This window comes from Nocardioides korecus (assembly GCF_054778395.1).
Genome location: NZ_BAAGZO010000014.1, coordinates 1 through 16,011, shown reverse-complemented (window position 1 = coordinate 16,011; position 16,011 = coordinate 1). Strand labels below are relative to the sequence as shown.

The following is a 16,011-nucleotide window of genomic DNA, read 5'->3' as shown; positions in this document are numbered from 1 at the left end:
TCCGTTTTGGGTGTCCTGTGACGAATTCCACAGTTACAGTGGCCAGGACGACGCCCTGTGAGCCTGGGCCGCGTCGTGCTACATACCTTCGAAAGGAATTCTCCAATGCGCAAGGCACTTCGTACTTTGGTCCCCCTGGCGGCAGCCGCTGTCCCGTTTGCCTTGATGGTGTCCCCGGCCTCGGCCGCGGGTAACGACACCTACCAGGCCACGCTGAACCCGTTGAACCACTCGAACGCTTCGGGGATGGCCACGGTGACTCTGAACGGTGACTCCGCGAACATCCACGTCAGCTGGAGTGGGATGCCGGCGTCGTTCATGAATGCGCCCTACCCCCACGTGCAGCACATCCACATCGGGGCGATGGGCAAGTGCCCCACGACCTCTGCGGACAAGAACGGTGACGGGGTGATCAGCACGACCGAGGGCGCCCCGGCCTACGGCGCCATCGGCACGACCCTGTCGGTCAAGGGCGACACCAGCCCCAAGGCCGGCACCGACATCAAGATCGCGCCCTCGGGGAGCAGCACGAACTACAACCGCACGATCAAGCTGAGCTCGGCCACGCTGAGCTCGCTCAAGTCCGGCACCGGCGTGATCGTCGTGCACGGTCTGGACCCGGCGACGCTGTCGAAGAAGGCCCAGAACGAGAAGAGCGACCTCGTGCCCAGCCTGCCGCTGGCGGCGACCTCGCCCGCGCTGTGCGGGACGCTGAGCTCGATGCCTTCTGGTGGCGTGGCTACCGGCACCGGCACGACCGGTGGTCTGGAGGACACTGGTGTCCTGGCCGCGGGCGGTGGCCTGCTCGCCCTCGGCGGAGTCATGTTCGCCAGCCGTCGCCGCTTGACCATCAAGGCCTGAGCCAGACCTGACCGGACCGACCGCCGCCGGGGATGCACCCGTTCAGGTTCGTCATCCCCCCGCGGTGGTCGGTCTAGTCCCGGCCGACACGACCCGGTCAGGCACCGGGCAAACGGTCGCTCCCATCACGTGGACCGCGTTCGCACCTCGGGCCGTGATACCCCCTTCCCTCGGCCAGGAGAGGCACACATGCACCCCGCACCCATGTCGGCGGCAGCCCTCGCCGCGACCGCAGTCATCGCTCTGGTGACCCTCACCGGCTGCGGCGCCACCGCGAGCTCACCCGCAGCCGCCTCAGCCACGGCGCACCCGACGAGCCAGGTCTCCTCGCCCGCCACCTCAGCGAGCCCGAGCACGTCCGGGACGACCGGGCAGTCCCACGCCGGCATGATCATGATCAGCGGCTTCGCTTACCACGCGCCCACCCATGTCGCCCCCGGAGCCGTGGTCGTGGTGATGAACAGCGACGCCGCGGCCCACACTGTCACTGCCGATGGCGCAGGAGGTTTCGACGTCAAGGTCGATCCCGGCGCGACGGTCACGTTCAAGGCCCCCTCTACGCCCGGGAGCTACAAGTTCCACTGCACTTACCACGCGGCCATGCACGGCAGCCTCACGGTGGGTTGAGCCATGACCACCGTGACCAGGAGCCACGTGCGTCTGGTGCTGCGAGGGCTGATCGCTGCCTGCCTCGTCGTCGATGCCGTGGTGCACCTGCGGCTGGCCGGCGGCTACCAGCTCGCCCAGCCCCAGGGCATCGGTCAGGGCAACCTCTTCCGGATCGAGGCCGTTGTCGCCCTGTTCGCCGCGGCGTACGTGTCGCTGCGCTGGACCCGCACCTCCCTGCTGATCGCCATGGGCGTCGGTGCGAGCGCATTCCTCGCGGTCATGCTCTCGCGCTACGTCAACGTCCCTGCCCTGGGGCCGATCCCCTCGATGTACGAGCCGGTGTGGTTCTTCGAAAAAGCGCTCAGCGCCATCGCCGAAGCCCTAGCCACCCTCTTGGCGTTAGTCGCACTACGAACCCCGCAAGACGTCTAACCCTGGCCCCAGGCGCCCCCGAGGGGGGAAAGCTCCTCACGCAGATCGAGGGGTGTGGTGACGAGGAGGGCCTTGAGCGCGTTGATCCCAGCAACGCGGGCACCGGACCTCAGCCCTGACGGTCCGGTCCCGCGCGAGTAGGAGTGATCTGGATTATCACCCTCCGCTCGCGTTCCATCGCGGCTCGGTAGGCCTCCCAGTCCTCGGGCTCCCCTGAGATGCCCCGGTAGTACTCCACGAGCGCCTCCATCGCGTCTGGCAGCGACACCACCTCGGCCACTCCTTCGACGTAGACCCAGTCTCCGAAGAACCCGTCGTTCATCACGCACAACTGTGCCCACGCGTCGGCGCGGAGGTTCCTGGTCTTGAAAGCGGTCTCGCGGCTGCTGACAGTGAGCCATCCTACGTCGTCCACGCCGACCAGGACCGGGCTCTGCTGGATGCCGGAGGATGTGCGTGTGGCCAGCACCGCGCGGTGGTGGGTACGAACGAACTGGCGTGCGTCGTCGAGGTCCATGGCGACATTGTCGCCCAGCCGTCCAGAAGTGCCGTTACGCGCGCTCAGGACATCGCCCTCCCCGACCTGGCCACCTGCAAGCCGGTGTTGTTCAGGATCACGGGTGGCTCGGTCGCGAGCTGACCCCGAACACGGACCGGGGAGGGTCCAAGGAGCTGACCGGGCCATCGTCCTGACCTTGCCTTTCGCTTCGGGTCGCTTGGTGAGGTCGACCATCCCGGCCAGCTCTTGGGGCCCTCCCGTGAACACCGGCGCGGATCTCCTCACCGACAAGCCCAAGGACAGGCGTGTCGCGCTGCTCCTTGGCGACGAGCACGTGCAGGTCGAGGCGACCTGGGGGATCTACCAGCGGATGGTCGCCGCGTACCGCGAACCCGACCGCGTCATGGGTCGCGCACTGATGGTCAAGCTGATCGAGTCGATCAGCGGCGGTGTCCCGAAGGTGTTGTGCAAGGTGATCACGCTCGGGCGGACGCTGAAGCAACGCACCAATGACGTGCTCACCTACTTCGACCGGCCCGGCGCGTCGAACGGCCCGACCGAGGCGATTCAACGGACGCCTCGAACACCTCCGCGGGTCAGCGCCCGGGTTCCGCAGCCTGACCAACTACATCGCACGATCGGGGCTCGAGTCCGGCGGCTTCGGGCCCCGGTCAAACCCTGGATTGTGAGGAGCCGGAAAAGCCCCTGATCGGTCACGTGTAGAGGCTGAGACGATCGATCAGCGCTTCCTGGCTCGGATGGTGCACCGAGGTGATCGATGGGACCCCAGCGGATCAGGCTTGAAGGGCGAAGCGTTGTCTGGCCGCTGGCTTTGCGAGCTCAGCCAGAGCAGGAGTGCAGGCTGCCGGGGCCGAAGAAGTAGTTGATGCCGACGAAGTTGAACAGCAGGGACGCGAAGCCGACTAGGGCGGTGACCGAGGCGGCCTTGCCCTTCCAGCCAGCGGTGGCGCGGGCGTGCAGGTAGGCGGCGTAGATCACCCAGGTGATGAACGCCCATACCTCCTTGGGGTCCCAGTTCCAGTAGCTGCCCCAGGCGTACTCCGCCCAGATCGGCCCGGCGACCAGCGCGGCGAAGGTCCAGATCGGGAACCCGAACGCGTTGAGCCGGTAGCCCACCCGCTCGAGCGCCTCGAGCGAGGGCAGCCGGCTCAGGTAGCCGCCCGCACGGACCTTGCCGCGGCGCGTGGCGCGATCCTTGACCAGGAACAGGCCCAGCGCCAGGGCTCCGGTGGCGAACGCGCCGGAGGCGATGATTGCGGCGAGCACGTGGATCGCCAGCCAGTAGGAGTGCAGTGCGGGCACGAGCGGTCCGGCGTCCTGGTAGAGCACCAGCTGGTCGAGCATCAGCACCACGACGAGGGAGCCGGTGACCGCGACGCCCATCCAGCGTAGGTGGTAGCGCTTCATCAGCACCAGGTACATCAGGCTGACCCCAAACGTGCCGGCCAGCGTGAACTCATACATGTTGCCCCAGGGCACCCGGACCGGATCGCTGGCCAGCTCGCGGGACACCAGACCGGTGACGTGGAGCAGGCAGCCGAGCACTGCGAGCGCGAGACCGATGCGCCCCCAGAGCTCGAAGCGCCTCCGCGCTACTCGACCCGTCAACGGAGCCGTCAGCGGCCTGCCCAGTGGGGGCTGCGTCCCTACTGCTCGGGTCAGCGGTGGCACCGACCCCCACGAGCGCCGTAGCGCTCTGCTCGATCGGCAACGGGACCGAGCGGAGGAATACCCACTCCGTCAGGTGGGCCAGGAACGCCAGCACGTAGACGATCGAGGCGAACATGATGGCGTTGTCGCTGAAGTCGGCGAAGTTCGCGGCGCTCATGGCTGCTTCTGTGGGGGTTGGGAGGTCATGGGTTTCTCCTCGAGGCGTCGTTGTATCCGTGCGGTCAGGTCGTCGATGTCGCTTTGAAGGTCGTCTTGCCGACTGCGATCCAGCCCGGTGACCTCCAGGACTGTCCGGCCGTCTGAGGTCGAGGTACGCCCACACTCGGCGAGGGCGGATGTACAGGGAACCGAGCAGGCCTACGATGCCGATCAAGGCGCCTGCGAGGCCGATTCGTTTGCCGGGTGATTCGCTGACCTGGAGCTTGACCCAGCGGTCCACGCGGTCGAACGAGATGGTGCCTCCGCCGTTGGGCAGCTTCACCCTCTGTCCGAGGGTCAGGTCGACGCGGAAGCCTTTGCCGTCGGCCTTCTTGAATGGCCTCATGTTGGTCTTGTCCAGGTCGTAGACCGACTGGGGTCTTCCGTCGTCGATGCCGAGATTCCCGTGGCAGCTCAACAGCGTGAGCGCCGGGTTGAGGGCGTCGGGGAACGCCGAGTACGGGCCGGTCTGCGTGGTGAAGGCATAGGTCGGCAGGAACTGTCCTTCGAAGCCGAGCTGTTCGGGTTGCGCATCCGGCACCTTGATCACGCCATAGGAAGCAAAGGTGGCGTCCTGTGGGAGAAAGTTCACATGCCCCCTGGTAGGCGATGTCCCCGTTGCCGTCCCGAACGGTGACGAGGGGCGCATACCCGTGTCCGACCAGAAACACACTGGTCCCATTGACTGTCAGGGGGTGGTTCACCTCGAGCCTGTATGCCCGCGCCGGCGCGGGCCCCTTACCCCGGTAGCTCACGTCAGCGGCGAAGGAGAGCGGTTGCCCTGCCTGTGGGCCCTTCCGCAGGAACTTCACGCGGAAATCGTTGATGTCGAGGTTGAACGCCGTGAGCTTTGCCGGGTCGAACATGGCGCCCGGAACGAAATCGTCGTACTGACTGACCGAGTTGGTGAAGCTTTCGCCGGTCACCACGATGACACCACCGACGAACCCGAACATCTTCCCGTAGGCGAAGGCGACGAGAACGACGATCACCGAGGTGTGGAAGAGCAGATTTCCTGCTTCTAGGGGGTAGCCGCGCTGCGCGGAGATCGACATACCCTCGCCGTGAACCCGGAAGCGGCGCCGACGCAACTCATCCTTCGCGGCCCGGAGCGTGACGTCCGCGGCGGTGGGGACGGTGACCGAGCAGTAGGCGGGAAGTCGGGACAGATGTCGCGAAGCGCGCGGCGGTAGGGCCCGCATCGCTGCCCAGTACACCCGAAGCCGTGGCAGCACGCAGCCGACCAACGACACCATCAGCAGCAGGTAGATCGCGCTGAACCACACGGAGCGGTAGACCGCGAACAAGCCGAGTTTGTCGTAGACCGGGGGTGAGTCGGGGATGGGCGCTTTGCCAGCGCATCACGGCTGAGGGGTCGATGCTCGTCTGCGGGACGATCGAGCCGGGCACCGCCGCCAGGGCTAGGAGCAGCAGAAGCAAGAGAGCCGTGCGCATCGAGGTCAGTTGGCGCCACGCCCAGCGCGCGAGCGGCGAAGGTGACAGGGACGGAATCGCCTTCTGCGCCGCCCGTCGACTCGGGCTCGCATCGCGCTCAGATGCTGCCGTCTCGACGTCGACTGGCTGTGTCATCGCCCACTCCACCCTTGGGTCCTTGTCATCACGGCGCGGTTGAGTCAGCGTTCTACGTCGTGTGTGGTGGTGCGCCGCAGGAGTTCCCTGCGCAGGCGACGCTCGGACAGACGGCCGAAACCAAACGAGTGACCGTCCACCAAGACGCCCGGCGCGAACAAGATCCCGTGGGCCGCGGCCAAGCCTTGGCCCTCGGGGGTCTCCAGAGCGATCTCGCGCAGGTCGAGTGGGTAGTCGTCTGCGATCCGTGCCAGCACGTCCTTGGCGTGGTCGCACTGCGCGCAGTCGGATTGGGTCAGCAACGTGACCTGAGTGGGGGAGGTCATCTGCGACCGGTCTTCAGCTGCGCGAGCAACCGGTCCACAGGGACATACATAGTGTAGTTAGGGGCGCCTCCGTAGTCGGCGCGCCACAGGATCTTCCCGTCCGGTCCGATGAGCAGGAACGAGTGGCCATCACGGGAATCGCCCATCATGCCGAACTGGTTCATCTGGTACTTCTTCGACACGGCCAGGTCGGTATCGGCGAGGGTGACCAACGCCAGCTTGTCGTCGCCCATCTTCTGCTTCAAGGCGTCGACCGGACCTGAGGTGATCGAAACGACCTCATCGATGCCGGCCGCCTTCAGCGCGGGCCGGTTGGCTTCCAGGCTGCGGATCTGGTCCCAGCACGGCTGGCAACCCAGCCCCTCATGCCAGTAGGTGAGCACGGTCCGGCCGGCAAAGTGGGAGGAGCTGACGGTGCCACCCTGCGTTGAGGGCAACGAGAAGGGTGGGGCCTGGTCACCGGGTCCGGGTCTACCGACCTGGTAGATGTACTTCCCCGTTCCGCCCGACGCCTCCGTACCTGCTGCGCCCGAATCCACTGCGGAAGTGCGGTAGATCGCGAACAAACCACCGACCACGACGAGGACCGCGCCGATCGCTGCTGCGCGGCTCACCAACCTTCGACGCCGGACAGAGGCAGAAGCGGGCTGGGCCTTGGACATCGCGCGCTCTTTCCGCTCGGCACGGGGGGAGTCAGCAGGCTCGGCTTCTGGTGTCACAGTCACATCTCCATCGGTGAGAAAGAACGAGAGGGCTCGGACGCCGGCGTCGAAGGGGCGTCGCCCGTGGCGGAGCGGGGTCCATTCGGTGGTCGAGTGCCGCGCCAGATCAACCAGGCGAGCGCTGCCAAGATCAGCAGTCCTGGGATCCAGGGCGGCATCCAGGACAGGTCGCGTTCCACGTTCAAGGCGACGTGCCCGAGCCACGCTGTGAGGCGCACCTGCCAGCCATCAGTGGGCATCGACGGGCCGCGTACCGCCAGGACGACGGTCAGTATCCCCATTGCGACCATCAGGCCGCCGGACAGGACGCTAGCCAGCGGCAGCTGCCGCTGGAGCCGGCCGAAGCCAAGCCTGATCTGGTGAGCTGACAGGAGCCTGCTGCTGCCCCAGTCGCGTCGATCCCAAACCAGCGCCAGCACGGTAAGGGGGGCGACCATCCCGAAGACGTAGGCCACCCCGACGATCAGGGAGGGTAGGAAGGAGGCCGTCGCCGCGGACAGCGCCACCACCCCAGCAAGAACGGGGGCACAGCACGAGCTCGCGATACCGGAGAAGACGCCCAGTGAGTACACCGAACCCACTGCGGTCCCGCCCCGCCCGCGCATGCCGGGAATCGGGAGCATGAACTTCCAGCCGGCCAGGATGGCCAATCCGCCCACGATCATCGCCGCGCCGCCGATGGAGAACACCACCGAGTGGTGTCCCGAGATGAGCCTGCTCAAGAAGGTGGCGCCCAACCCGATCGGGAGGATGACCGTGCCGAGGCCGGCTGCGAACACGAGTGTCATCGCGAGGATGTGCGTCCGGCTGCGGAAGCTGGACGCGAAGTAGGCCGGCAGCATCACCGAGACGCAGCACGGCGCCAGTAGTGCGACGACGCCCCCGAGAAACGATGCCAGGATCGTCGTAGAGAAGAGCAGGTCTCCCACGAGTGGCAACTCCTGACAGTCGAATGGATTCCGGATCGGTGCGACCAGGAACCAGCACGTACTATGCAGCATAGTATATCGGGATGGCTACCCATGCCGTTCGGCCCACGGGTACACGGGCACCGCCGCTCGGTCTCGCGATGTCCTGGGATGCTCGAAACAGATAGTGGTGGGTCGCCCGGTTAGCGGCCTCGGGCCTGCTGGCGGCTGGCTTGATGGCGCTCGTCGGCCTTCCTCTCGCGGACCTTTCACCCCCTAGGCCCATCGATGATGGTGTGACAGTTCAGACGGACAGCAACAACGCCGGCGTACCGAAAAGGGGGCGTAGTTGGTCTGGGCCGTGCAGAAAGCCCCAAGTAGTCATCGAAGGGGACGTGCGCGGACGACGCCCCAACGCTGCGCAGCGGGGTCGCCGGATGGCCGTCAGTGCTGGACATGTGTACGGGTGTACGGTCATCATCATGAATGAGTCGAAGTCGTACCGTGACCACAACGAGGCGGAAGACGTGCCAACCTGTTCGACGGGTGTGTATGGACGCGGGCGTTTTGTCCTGCGTGAGCTCAGGAGCCTCATTGGCGAGGTGGTGACTGCCCTTCTAAGCACGCGGTCGCAGCGAGCATTAGTTCGCGGCGACGGAGCACAGGTGTCGAAGCCAGGGGCAACCAGCACGACACCGGGGGAGGGCGGGCGGTGAGCGTTGTAAACACTGTTGGCAGCAGCCTGGCCGAGGGCTGGTGGATGTTCTACGACACGCTCTGGGCGCTGGTGCTGGGATTCGCGCTCTCTGGCGCGGTCCAGGCGTTCGTGTCGAGAACGGCGATGCAGCGCTCGCTGGGTGACCACCGACCGCAGACGATCGCGAAGGCGTCGTTCTTCGGAATGGTCAGCTCGTCCTGCTCCTACGCCGCGAGCGCGCTGGCCAAGAGCCTGTTCGCCCGGGGCGCCGACTTCACGGCATCGATGACGTTCATGTTCGCCAGCACCAACCTCGTCGTCGAGCTCGGCCTGGTGCTGTGGCTGCTCATCGGCTGGCAGTTCGCGCTCGCCGAGTTCGTCGGTGGGGCCGTGATGATCGTGCTGCTCGCACTCGTGCTGCCGCGGGTCCTGCCGCTGGAGGAGCTCGACCGCGCGCGGGAGCGACTCGGCGGAAACACGAACCCGTCCGAGCAGGATGATCCAGTCGAGGCGGACGCGTCGTCGGATGGGTCGTTGGGTCGCGCTCGCACGCGCGCCGGGTGGGCGGATGCTGCGGGGTACACAGTTAGCGACGTGACCATGTTGCGCAAGGAACTCGTCATCGGGTTCGTGGTCGCGGGCTTCGCCTCGATGGCGGTGCCCGTCAGTGTCTGGCAGGCGCTCTTCCTCACCGGCCACGGGCTCCTCTCCACGATCGAGAACGTCGTTGTCGCACCGGTCCTGGCCTTCATCAGCTTCGTCTGCTCGGTGGGCAACGTGCCGCTCGCGGCCGCGCTGTGGAAGGGAGGTATTAGCTTCGGCGGAGTGATCGCCTTCATCTTCGCCGACCTGCTCGCGCTCCCTCTGGTGCTGATCTACCGCAAGTTCTACGGCACCCGCCTCGCTGTGCGTCTCGCGCTGGTGTTCTGGGCGGTGATGAGCCTGGCGGGACTGATCACCGAGGAGATCTTCTTGCTGCTGTCGCTGACCCCGTCCCGACCGAGTGGTGAGATCGCCGCCACCCACGTCGGCCTCAACTACACCACGGTGCTCAACCTGATCGCGGTAGGTGCGTTCGGCTACCTGTACTGGCTGTACCGCAATCGTGAGCGCTTCGGCGGCGGGGACGGTCTTGCCAAGGACGTCGTGTGCGGCATGCAGGTGCGCACCTCCGACGCGCCGGCACAGGCTCTGCACCACAGGAAGACGTTCTACTTCTGCTCCGACGGCTGCCACGACCGGTTCGTCGCCGACCCGGAAAGGTTTGAACGCGAAAGCGATCGGTCCGATGTGGGCGCAGCAGTGGGCCACCCGCCTGAGGTCGGGAGTGGCGCAGACGCGGTTCTCACGACGGACCCGGTGTGCAGGATGAGCGTGGATGCCGCGAACCCGCCCGCGCGGGTGGAGTTCGAGGACCACCACGTCGGCTTCTGCTCTGACGGCTGCCGGGAGACCTTTCTGGCCGACCCCATGCGTTATGCCGCAGACGGGAGCAATCGATGACCACGAACAACGCTTCCACAGCCCCGCGTAAGCCTGGCCTGGACCCCGAGCGCGTGGCGAACGCGGCCTCCCGCGTTCCGTCCGCCGACGATATCGCTCGGCTGACGAGCTTGCTCTCGATGATGGCGGATCCGGTGAGGCTGCGGATCCTCTATGCGCTGGACGTTGCTGAGGAGCTCTGTGTCGGTGACCTCGCACTCGCCTTGGGAGTCAACGAAGACCAAGTGGGCTACGCCCTTCGCCTGTTGCGCACCGCTGGACTCGTGCACGCCCACAAGCAGGGTCGGGTCGTCCTGAACCGACTCGCAGACGACTTCCCCCAAGCCCTGCGCCAGCACTGCCTGCACCAGTTGATCCAGCTCTCCAGAGAGGCGACCGACGACGGCAACTGACATTCGTTGGATCTGAGTTCACGGAGGGGTAACCCCCCCCTGTCGCCGCTGGCGACCGCGCTCAGTGAGGGCCCCGGTGATCGGCGGCCCTCGGGAGCGCCACGGCCGCACCTGTGCGGTGCGAACAGATCCTGCCCGGAAGCGTCAGGTCTGGTCGACCTCCACGCCTCTCCAGAAGGCGACCCTTCCCTTGACTCTGCGGGCCAGCGGTAGTGGGTGCCGGTAGGTCCAGGCACCGTCAGGGATGACCTGGTCGTCGACGTGGACGTCGTAGTAGCTGGCGATGCCCTTCCAGGGGCAGACGCTGGTGGTGCGGCTGGGTTGTAACACGTCTGCTGCCACGCTGGCGAGGGGGAAGTAGGGGTTGCCCTCGACGAACACGACGTCCGGGGACGACGCGAGGAGCTGTGTGCCGAGCCGGGCTGACGCGGTCGTCGTACGCCGCAGAGCGCGGACCACTCCTACCAGGGTCGCGGTCAGTGCGCCGGTGCCCGTGAGCAGAAGAGCCTCGCCCACGGGTGTGCCGGCGCCGGTCCAAGTGGGCCCCTGGAGGCGACCGGCGAGTGCCAGCAGCGCGGTGAGGGCGATACCGGCTGCCAGGCCCCCGGCGCCAGCGACCAGCACCCGTCGGCGTGACGTGGGGTCACCGGCACAGAGATCCTGACCGACCACCCACGGCCACGCGGCGGCCACCAGCAGCGGCGCGAGGTGCCACGTCGTGGTGGGGCGCCAGGCGACGAGCGCGACCCAAGCCACTGCGACCGCGAGCGTCCAAAGAGGTCCTGCGTTGCGCGAGGACCGGACGCCGGAGGCCTCGGGCCGGAGCTCGTCGCCTGGGGGAGTCGCCTGGTGAGCCGGGTCGGCGGCTCCGATGGCGGCCATGACCTGGTCGACCGAGGGGTTCACGAGAGCACGGGGTCCGACGAAGACGGTCGGCACCGTCTCATCACCCCCGGTAGCAGCTCGAACCCGGGTCGCGGCGTCCACGGAGGAGGTGATGTCGTGCTCGACCGTCACCACGCCCGCACGCCGGAGCCCCCGGCGCAGCGGACCGCAGAAAGGACATCCCGGGCGCCACATGATCTCGACCTGGGGCGTGGTCGGGGATGACTGCGTCATGGACTCTCCAGTAGGTGGTCGGCGCCTGGGGCGGTGTGGATAAGGCGATCTGGTGAGGGAACCCGCTGGGGATGCCGAGGGCTTCCCGGCTGTCGAGACGTGTCATCGCGGCTGCTCGCCTGCGAGACGTACGTCACCGTGCGGAATGGACCGTCGACCGCGGCGGGTTGTGAGGGGGTACGACGTCATCGATACAAGGAGAGCACCATGCCCCGAATCCCCGTGCACACCGTGGAGTCCGCACCCGAGGACAGCCGCGTAGAGCTCAAGGAGCTGGAGTCGAAGTTCGGCAAGGTCCTCAACATCCACGGCGAGATGGCCCACTCCCCGGTGGTCCTGCAGTCCTACATCGCGCTGCAGCAGGTGATCGCGGACTACGGAAGCTTCGACGGCCGCACACGTGAGGCCATCGCTCTGGCGGTGGGAAACGTCGATGAGTGCTCGTACTGCCAGGCAGCCCACACAGCCGGCGGCAAGGCCGCAGGCCTGACCGGTGAGGAGATGGTGCAGGTCCGTCGAGACGAGGTCGGGTTCGACACCAAGCTTGGCGCCCTGCTGACGCTCGCGCGCGAGATGACGGCCCACAAGGGCACCGTCGCCGACACGTCGTGGAACCGGGCGCTGGAAGCAGGATGGTCCGACACCCAGCTCACCGAGCTGAGCACACACGTGACGCTCAACCTGTTCACGAACTACTTCAACCACCTGGTCGACACCGAGCTCGACCTGCCCGCAGCCCCCGCGCTGTGACAGCCTGAGATGAGCCGGGGGGGCCGGCCCTGGCCGGCCCCTCCCTCATGTCCCGCGGATCTCCGCCCACATCCGCAACGCGTTGGTGTCAGGCAGGCCCGGGCACCAGTTGACGTGCCAGATCCAGCACCGAGGACGCTTCGAGGTCAGGCTGGGCGAAGTAGTTCGGGTAGCTCGCCCCCGACCGGTTGATCCACGCTGTGCGAAGGCCAGCGTGGTGCGCACCTTCGATGTCCCAGGGGTGCACCGCTACCAGCATGGCCTCACTCGGCGTGTCGAGAGCACATACATCCAAGGCGTGACGGTACGCCTCCTGGGCCGGTTTCCACCGGGCCGCGTCCTGCACCGTGAGCAACTGCTCGAACCGGTCGGAAATACCGGCTGCGTCGAACAGCGCCTGCGCCACCGCGGTGGCGCCGTTGCTCAACGTCACGAGCCGCCGGCCCTGCTCGGCCAAGGCCGTGATCCCCTCGACCACGTCCTCGTGCACACCGAGCCCGCCCAATCCCTCGAGGATGTGGAGCACGGCGCTCTCGAGCCAGTCCGGCGCCACCTTGCCGGCGAGTGAGACCTCGAGCGACCCACGGGCCAAGCCCGGCGAACGACGGGTTCGTGCCGGTGACTGTCAAGGCGAATCCGTCACGCAACAGGGTCGCGAACCAGGTGGTCGCCTCGCCTGGATCCAGTCCGACCGCCTCGAAACGCTGCTGGAGCGGTGACATGTCCTACAGCGTCTCGTTGACGTCGAAGACGATGAGCGTGGGCTGGGGGATGGGCATGTGGCAGTCCTTAAGTGTGTCGTGGTGGGTCAGAGGGTTCCGACGCGCACCTGGACATGTCCGCCCCGCAGGCTCCAGGTCTGCACGTCCGTTGCTGTGGCTTCGAGAGCGGTCCATGGTCGAGCGTGGATGTCGGCTCCGCCCATCGAACAGGCCAGCCGGGCAGCCGGATCGAAGATCCGCGCCCATCGGTGCGGTGGCTCCATGTCGACGATCGCTGCGCGGCCGCCAGTTCGGACCAGCGACGACGCCCGGTTCCATGCGCCCCTCCAGTCCTTCATCAGCGACAGCGAGTAGGTGAAGAGCACTGCGTCGAAGAACACGGCAGACCCACCCGGTCCCGAGATGGCGAGTCGGTCCAGCCGCTCGGCGTCCGCCTCGACAAGGACGACATTGCCAGGTGGCCGACGGACCGCTTTGCGCCGCGCCACCTCCAGCATCTCGGGGCTGCGGTCGACTCCGACGACCTGACCGCTCTTCCCGACGGCCTCGAGCAGGAGCGGGAAGTTGAGCCCGGTCCCACAGCCGACGTCCAGCACCCGGGACCCCTCCTGCAGGCCCAGGGCGGGGATGGCGTGCGTGCGGCCCACCCCATAAATTGGCTCGGCCGAGAGCGCGTCGTACCAGGGGGCAGAGTAGGTATAGCGCGACATGAAATCCTTGCGGCTCGGGGCGGACCACGCGCCTCGGGTCTACCCGATGCGCCAAATCCTGGGGAGAGCGAATGCTGTCAGGCCCAACGGTGCCAGTACCCACAGGTCCAGCCCCACCCTGGGAGGCGGGAAGGATCCGTCCTCCCCATCGGGTTTCCACGTCGTGACCGCCGCCCGACCGTCGGATGACGCTACCCGGAAGTCCTCCTTCCGAGAGCTGGTCGAGCCCGAGATCGAGGTCCTGCTGCGAGTCGGACTCACCATCACCTCGCACCGGGCCGATGCCGAGGACCTGGTGCAGGAGACCTTGCTGCGCGCTTACCGGGCCATCGACCGCTTCGACAGCCGCCATCCCCGAGCCTGGCTGCTGACAATCTTGCGCAACACGAACGCCAACATGCACCGACGCCAGCGACCGGGCACGATCGGTGACTGGGAGCTCATCCGGACCGCTAGGCCAGCCTTCGGCAGAGCGGAGCTGCCCAGTGCCGAGGACAGCTACGTGCATCAGGAGCTGCACGCTGATCTCGACGCCGCCGTGCGTGCCCTGGACCCCCGCTTCCGGGCCGCGCTCATCCTTGTCGACGTGCACGACCTGAGCTACACCGAGGCAGCCGCAGTCATGGGAGTCCCCGTCGGGACGGTGATGTCCCGGCTTAGTCGCGCCCGTGACCGGGTCCGCAAGTCGCTCCAACTCAGCCCACTCACCCGAGGAGACCTGTCATGACTGGGACTCTGCGTCAGATGCTGACCTGCCACTGGTCCGCACGTCGCATCCAGCGCTACCTCGACGCTGATCCTGCGGCCCGGCTGACTCCCGGAGAGATCTCCCGACTCGAGGGGCACCTGGCGACGTGTGAGAAGTGCACCCAGGTCGCCGCCGAGCACCGTGCCCTGCACCGGGCGCTGTCGCTGTGGTTAGGCGGGACGGGCGTCGACCCCCGATCCGTGGACCGGGTCCGCGACTTCTTGTCCACCATCAACGACATGGACACTGCGTGAGCCTCGCCCAACCCACCGCCATCCCAACAGTCCGCTCTCCGGGCGAGCCGTGGGATCTCCTGGTCGTCGGTGGCGGGACGGCCGGGATCGTGGGCGCCAAGACCGCCGCACGTCTGGGTGCCCGGGTTCTCCTCGTGGAACGCGAGCGCACCGGTGGTGACTGCCTGTGGACCGGCTGCGTCCCCTCCAAGGCACTTCTGGCTGCTGCCGGTGTCGCGGCCAGCGCGCGCAACGGGCACCGGTTGGGCGTCGACGTCGGCGAGGTCTCGGTCGACTTCACGCGGGTGATGGATCATGTGCGGGCCTCCATCCAGCACATCGCGCCGGTCGATTCCGTCGAGGCGCTCGAGCAGGCGTCGGTCGCGGTGCGCACCGGCACCGCGCGTTTCACCGGGACGGACTCGGCCGAGATCGACGGAACGCCCGTGAGGTTTCGACAGGCACTCATCGCGACGGGTGCTTCGCCGGCGGTGCCTCCCATTCCCGGCTTGGGCGAGGTCGACTACCTGACCAGCGACACCGTCTGGGGGCTGAGCGAACTGCCCGATGACCTGGTGGTCCTGGGCGGTGGGAGCATCGGATGCGAGCTGGCACAGGCCTTCGCCCGACTCGGTAGCAGGGTCTCTGTCGTCGAGGGCACGCCCTCGATCCTGCCCCGCGAGGACCTTCGTGCCGCGACCCAGCTCGCCCGGGCCCTGGTCCACGACGGCGTCGAGCTCCACACCGGCTCGGGAGTCGCCAGGGTCGAGCCCACGGCGCCCGGCTCCGGGGTGGTCCACCTCGAGTGCGGCGATCAGGTGCCCTTCTCGCGCCTTCTGGTCGCCGTCGGAAGAGCCCCACGGACGCGCGGCATCGGGTTGGCGGCAGCGGGTGTCGAGGTGGACGACCGCGGGTTCGTGGTGGTCGACGACCTCCTGCGCACGACCAACCCACGGATCTGGGCTGCCGGCGACCTCACCGGCCACCCGCAGTTCACCCACACCGCGGGCGTACACGGGAGCCTGGCCGCCTCGAACGCCATCCTCGGGGCACGCCGCAAGGTCGACCTGACCGCAGTCCCCCGGGTGACCTTCACCGACCCCGAAATCGCCGCGGTCGGCCTGCCGACGGAGCGGCCCCGCCTACCGCTGCGCACCATCGACTGGTCGCACGCCCATGTCGACCGGGCGGTCGCGGAGGGCGCGTACGGCGGTTTCGTGCGGCTTGTCGTCGACAAGCGCGGCCATGTCCTGGGGGCCACGGTGGTCGGGCCGCGGGCGGGGGAGACCCTGGGCGAGCT

The 16,011-nt window shown here is 67.3% G+C and carries 18 protein-coding genes and 3 pseudogenes; 10 read left to right on the top strand and 11 right to left on the bottom strand.

From position 1 onward, the window contains the following. The first annotated feature begins 246 nt into the window (after positions 1 to 246). The 3 genes from ACYVDA_RS19815 (at position 247) to ACYVDA_RS19805 (ending at position 1,902) form a co-directional block, all read left to right on the top strand. Positions 247 to 861 carry a hypothetical protein gene (locus tag ACYVDA_RS19815; RefSeq protein WP_460820244.1) on the top strand — a complete coding sequence of 205 codons (615 nt, stop codon included), beginning with the start codon at positions 247 to 249 and terminating at the stop codon, positions 859 to 861. A 189-nt stretch (positions 862 to 1,050) separates the two neighbouring features. Further along, the gene (locus ACYVDA_RS19810; protein ID WP_460820243.1) at positions 1,051 to 1,488 is read left to right on the top strand and encodes a cupredoxin domain-containing protein; all 438 of its coding nucleotides are present in this window, start codon (positions 1,051 to 1,053) and stop codon (positions 1,486 to 1,488) included. Positions 1,489 to 1,491: 3 nt separating this feature from the next. Next, a complete protein-coding gene (locus tag ACYVDA_RS19805) occupies positions 1,492 to 1,902 on the top strand; it encodes a hypothetical protein (protein WP_460820242.1) in 411 nt (136 codons plus the stop codon). A gap of 109 nt (positions 1,903 to 2,011) precedes the next feature. Here the strand turns inward: ACYVDA_RS19805 and ACYVDA_RS19800 are convergent, their stop codons facing one another. Continuing rightward, complete coding sequence (locus tag ACYVDA_RS19800; RefSeq protein ID WP_460820241.1) at positions 2,012 to 2,419, bottom strand: PPOX class F420-dependent oxidoreductase; 408 nt, start codon at positions 2,417 to 2,419, stop codon at positions 2,012 to 2,014. 241 nt (positions 2,420 to 2,660) lie between these two features. On the opposite strand from ACYVDA_RS19800, the pseudogene ACYVDA_RS19795 reads away from it, so the two are divergent. Next, a pseudogene (locus ACYVDA_RS19795) lies at positions 2,661 to 3,090 on the top strand (transposase); the annotation flags it as partial. 151 nt (positions 3,091 to 3,241) lie between these two features. Here the strand turns inward: ACYVDA_RS19795 and ccsB are convergent. The 7 genes and pseudogenes from ccsB to ACYVDA_RS19760 all read right to left on the bottom strand — a co-directional run bounded on the left by ccsB (position 3,242) and on the right by ACYVDA_RS19760 (position 7,858). Continuing rightward, positions 3,242 to 3,934: a c-type cytochrome biogenesis protein CcsB gene (ccsB, locus tag ACYVDA_RS19790; protein ID WP_460820240.1), complete on the bottom strand. Its 693-nt coding sequence runs from the start codon at positions 3,932 to 3,934 to the stop codon at positions 3,242 to 3,244. Beyond that, the gene (locus ACYVDA_RS19785; RefSeq protein WP_460820238.1) at positions 3,879 to 4,883 is read right to left on the bottom strand and encodes a cytochrome c biogenesis protein ResB; all 1,005 of its coding nucleotides are present in this window, start codon (positions 4,881 to 4,883) and stop codon (positions 3,879 to 3,881) included. Before ACYVDA_RS19785 ends, ccsB begins: the two co-directional genes overlap by 56 nt. Positions 4,884 to 4,950: 67 nt before the next feature. Further along, positions 4,951 to 5,577: pseudogene (locus tag ACYVDA_RS19780) on the bottom strand (cytochrome c biogenesis protein ResB); the annotation flags it as partial. 106 nt (positions 5,578 to 5,683) lie between these two features. Beyond that, positions 5,684 to 5,746: pseudogene (locus tag ACYVDA_RS19775) on the bottom strand (hypothetical protein); the annotation flags it as partial. A 179-nt stretch (positions 5,747 to 5,925) separates the two neighbouring features. Then, entirely contained in the window at positions 5,926 to 6,207 is a 282-nt protein-coding gene (locus tag ACYVDA_RS19770; RefSeq protein ID WP_460820237.1) for a hypothetical protein, read from the bottom strand. After that, complete coding sequence (locus ACYVDA_RS19765) at positions 6,204 to 6,869, bottom strand: peroxiredoxin family protein (RefSeq protein WP_460820235.1); 666 nt, start codon at positions 6,867 to 6,869, stop codon at positions 6,204 to 6,206. The genes ACYVDA_RS19770 and ACYVDA_RS19765 overlap by 4 nt, the downstream gene beginning before the upstream one ends. Before the next feature lie 59 nt (positions 6,870 to 6,928). After that, positions 6,929 to 7,858 carry a cytochrome c biogenesis CcdA family protein gene (locus tag ACYVDA_RS19760; protein WP_460820233.1) on the bottom strand — a complete coding sequence of 310 codons (930 nt, stop codon included), beginning with the start codon at positions 7,856 to 7,858 and terminating at the stop codon, positions 6,929 to 6,931. A 691-nt stretch (positions 7,859 to 8,549) separates the two neighbouring features. Between ACYVDA_RS19760 and ACYVDA_RS19755 the strand changes: the two genes are divergently transcribed. Together ACYVDA_RS19755 and ACYVDA_RS19750 are read left to right on the top strand one after the other, a co-directional pair. Further along, positions 8,550 to 10,037, top strand: a complete 1,488-nt coding sequence (locus tag ACYVDA_RS19755; RefSeq protein WP_460820232.1) for a permease — start codon at positions 8,550 to 8,552, stop codon at positions 10,035 to 10,037. Beyond that, positions 10,034 to 10,429 (top strand): ArsR/SmtB family transcription factor, encoded by a 396-nt coding sequence (locus ACYVDA_RS19750; RefSeq protein ID WP_460820231.1) that lies wholly within the window; start codon positions 10,034 to 10,036, stop codon positions 10,427 to 10,429. Before ACYVDA_RS19755 ends, ACYVDA_RS19750 begins: the two co-directional genes overlap by 4 nt. Positions 10,430 to 10,573: 144 nt before the next feature. On the opposite strand, the gene ACYVDA_RS19745 is transcribed toward ACYVDA_RS19750, so the two are convergent. After that, entirely contained in the window at positions 10,574 to 11,548 is a 975-nt protein-coding gene (locus tag ACYVDA_RS19745; RefSeq protein ID WP_460820230.1) for a DUF427 domain-containing protein, read from the bottom strand. Positions 11,549 to 11,755: 207 nt separating this feature from the next. Here ACYVDA_RS19745 and ACYVDA_RS19740 point away from each other — a divergent pair, with 207 nt between their 5' ends. Next, on the top strand, positions 11,756 to 12,298 hold the full coding sequence (locus ACYVDA_RS19740; protein WP_460820229.1) for a carboxymuconolactone decarboxylase family protein: 543 nt from the start codon (positions 11,756 to 11,758) through the stop codon (positions 12,296 to 12,298). 88 nt (positions 12,299 to 12,386) lie between these two features. Here the strand turns inward: ACYVDA_RS19740 and ACYVDA_RS19735 are convergent, their stop codons facing one another. Together ACYVDA_RS19735 and ACYVDA_RS19730 are read right to left on the bottom strand one after the other, a co-directional pair. Beyond that, positions 12,387 to 12,824, bottom strand: coding sequence for an HAD family hydrolase (locus tag ACYVDA_RS19735; RefSeq protein ID WP_460820228.1), 438 nt, complete (start codon positions 12,822 to 12,824; stop codon positions 12,387 to 12,389). A gap of 282 nt (positions 12,825 to 13,106) precedes the next feature. Further along, the gene (locus ACYVDA_RS19730; RefSeq protein ID WP_460820227.1) at positions 13,107 to 13,730 is read right to left on the bottom strand and encodes a class I SAM-dependent methyltransferase; all 624 of its coding nucleotides are present in this window, start codon (positions 13,728 to 13,730) and stop codon (positions 13,107 to 13,109) included. A 163-nt stretch (positions 13,731 to 13,893) separates the two neighbouring features. Between ACYVDA_RS19730 and ACYVDA_RS19725 the strand changes: the two genes are divergently transcribed. The 3 genes from ACYVDA_RS19725 to ACYVDA_RS19715 form a co-directional block, all read left to right on the top strand. Then, the gene (locus ACYVDA_RS19725) at positions 13,894 to 14,457 is read left to right on the top strand and encodes an RNA polymerase sigma factor (protein ID WP_460820226.1); all 564 of its coding nucleotides are present in this window, start codon (positions 13,894 to 13,896) and stop codon (positions 14,455 to 14,457) included. After that, positions 14,454 to 14,732 (top strand): zf-HC2 domain-containing protein, encoded by a 279-nt coding sequence (locus ACYVDA_RS19720; protein WP_460820225.1) that lies wholly within the window; start codon positions 14,454 to 14,456, stop codon positions 14,730 to 14,732. The genes ACYVDA_RS19725 and ACYVDA_RS19720 overlap by 4 nt, the downstream gene beginning before the upstream one ends. Further along, positions 14,729 to 16,011 (top strand): dihydrolipoyl dehydrogenase family protein (locus ACYVDA_RS19715; RefSeq protein WP_460820224.1); only part of this gene is annotated, 1,283 nt, incomplete at its 3' end. The genes ACYVDA_RS19720 and ACYVDA_RS19715, both read left to right, overlap by 4 nt.

Excerpts from the sequence above, each read along its gene's own strand:
- ACYVDA_RS19815 (WP_460820244.1), top strand. The coding sequence starts at position 247 with ATGGCCACGGTGACTCTGAACGGTGACTCCGCGAACATCCACGTCAGC.
- ACYVDA_RS19810 (WP_460820243.1), top strand. The coding sequence starts at position 1,051 with ATGCACCCCGCACCCATGTCGGCGGCAGCCCTCGCCGCGACCGCAGTC.
- ACYVDA_RS19770 (WP_460820237.1), bottom strand. The coding sequence starts at position 6,207 with ATGACCTCCCCCACTCAGGTCACGTTGCTGACCCAATCCGACTGCGCG.
- ACYVDA_RS19800 (WP_460820241.1), bottom strand. The coding sequence starts at position 2,419 with ATGGACCTCGACGACGCACGCCAGTTCGTTCGTACCCACCACCGCGCG.
- ACYVDA_RS19720 (WP_460820225.1), top strand. The coding sequence starts at position 14,454 with ATGACTGGGACTCTGCGTCAGATGCTGACCTGCCACTGGTCCGCACGT.
- ACYVDA_RS19765 (WP_460820235.1), bottom strand. The coding sequence starts at position 6,869 with ATGTCCAAGGCCCAGCCCGCTTCTGCCTCTGTCCGGCGTCGAAGGTTG.
- ACYVDA_RS19750 (WP_460820231.1), top strand. The coding sequence starts at position 10,034 with ATGACCACGAACAACGCTTCCACAGCCCCGCGTAAGCCTGGCCTGGAC.
- ACYVDA_RS19730 (WP_460820227.1), bottom strand. The coding sequence starts at position 13,730 with ATGTCGCGCTATACCTACTCTGCCCCCTGGTACGACGCGCTCTCGGCC.
- ACYVDA_RS19740 (WP_460820229.1), top strand. The coding sequence starts at position 11,756 with ATGCCCCGAATCCCCGTGCACACCGTGGAGTCCGCACCCGAGGACAGC.
- ACYVDA_RS19745 (WP_460820230.1), bottom strand. The coding sequence starts at position 11,548 with ATGACGCAGTCATCCCCGACCACGCCCCAGGTCGAGATCATGTGGCGC.
- ACYVDA_RS19805 (WP_460820242.1), top strand. The coding sequence starts at position 1,492 with ATGACCACCGTGACCAGGAGCCACGTGCGTCTGGTGCTGCGAGGGCTG.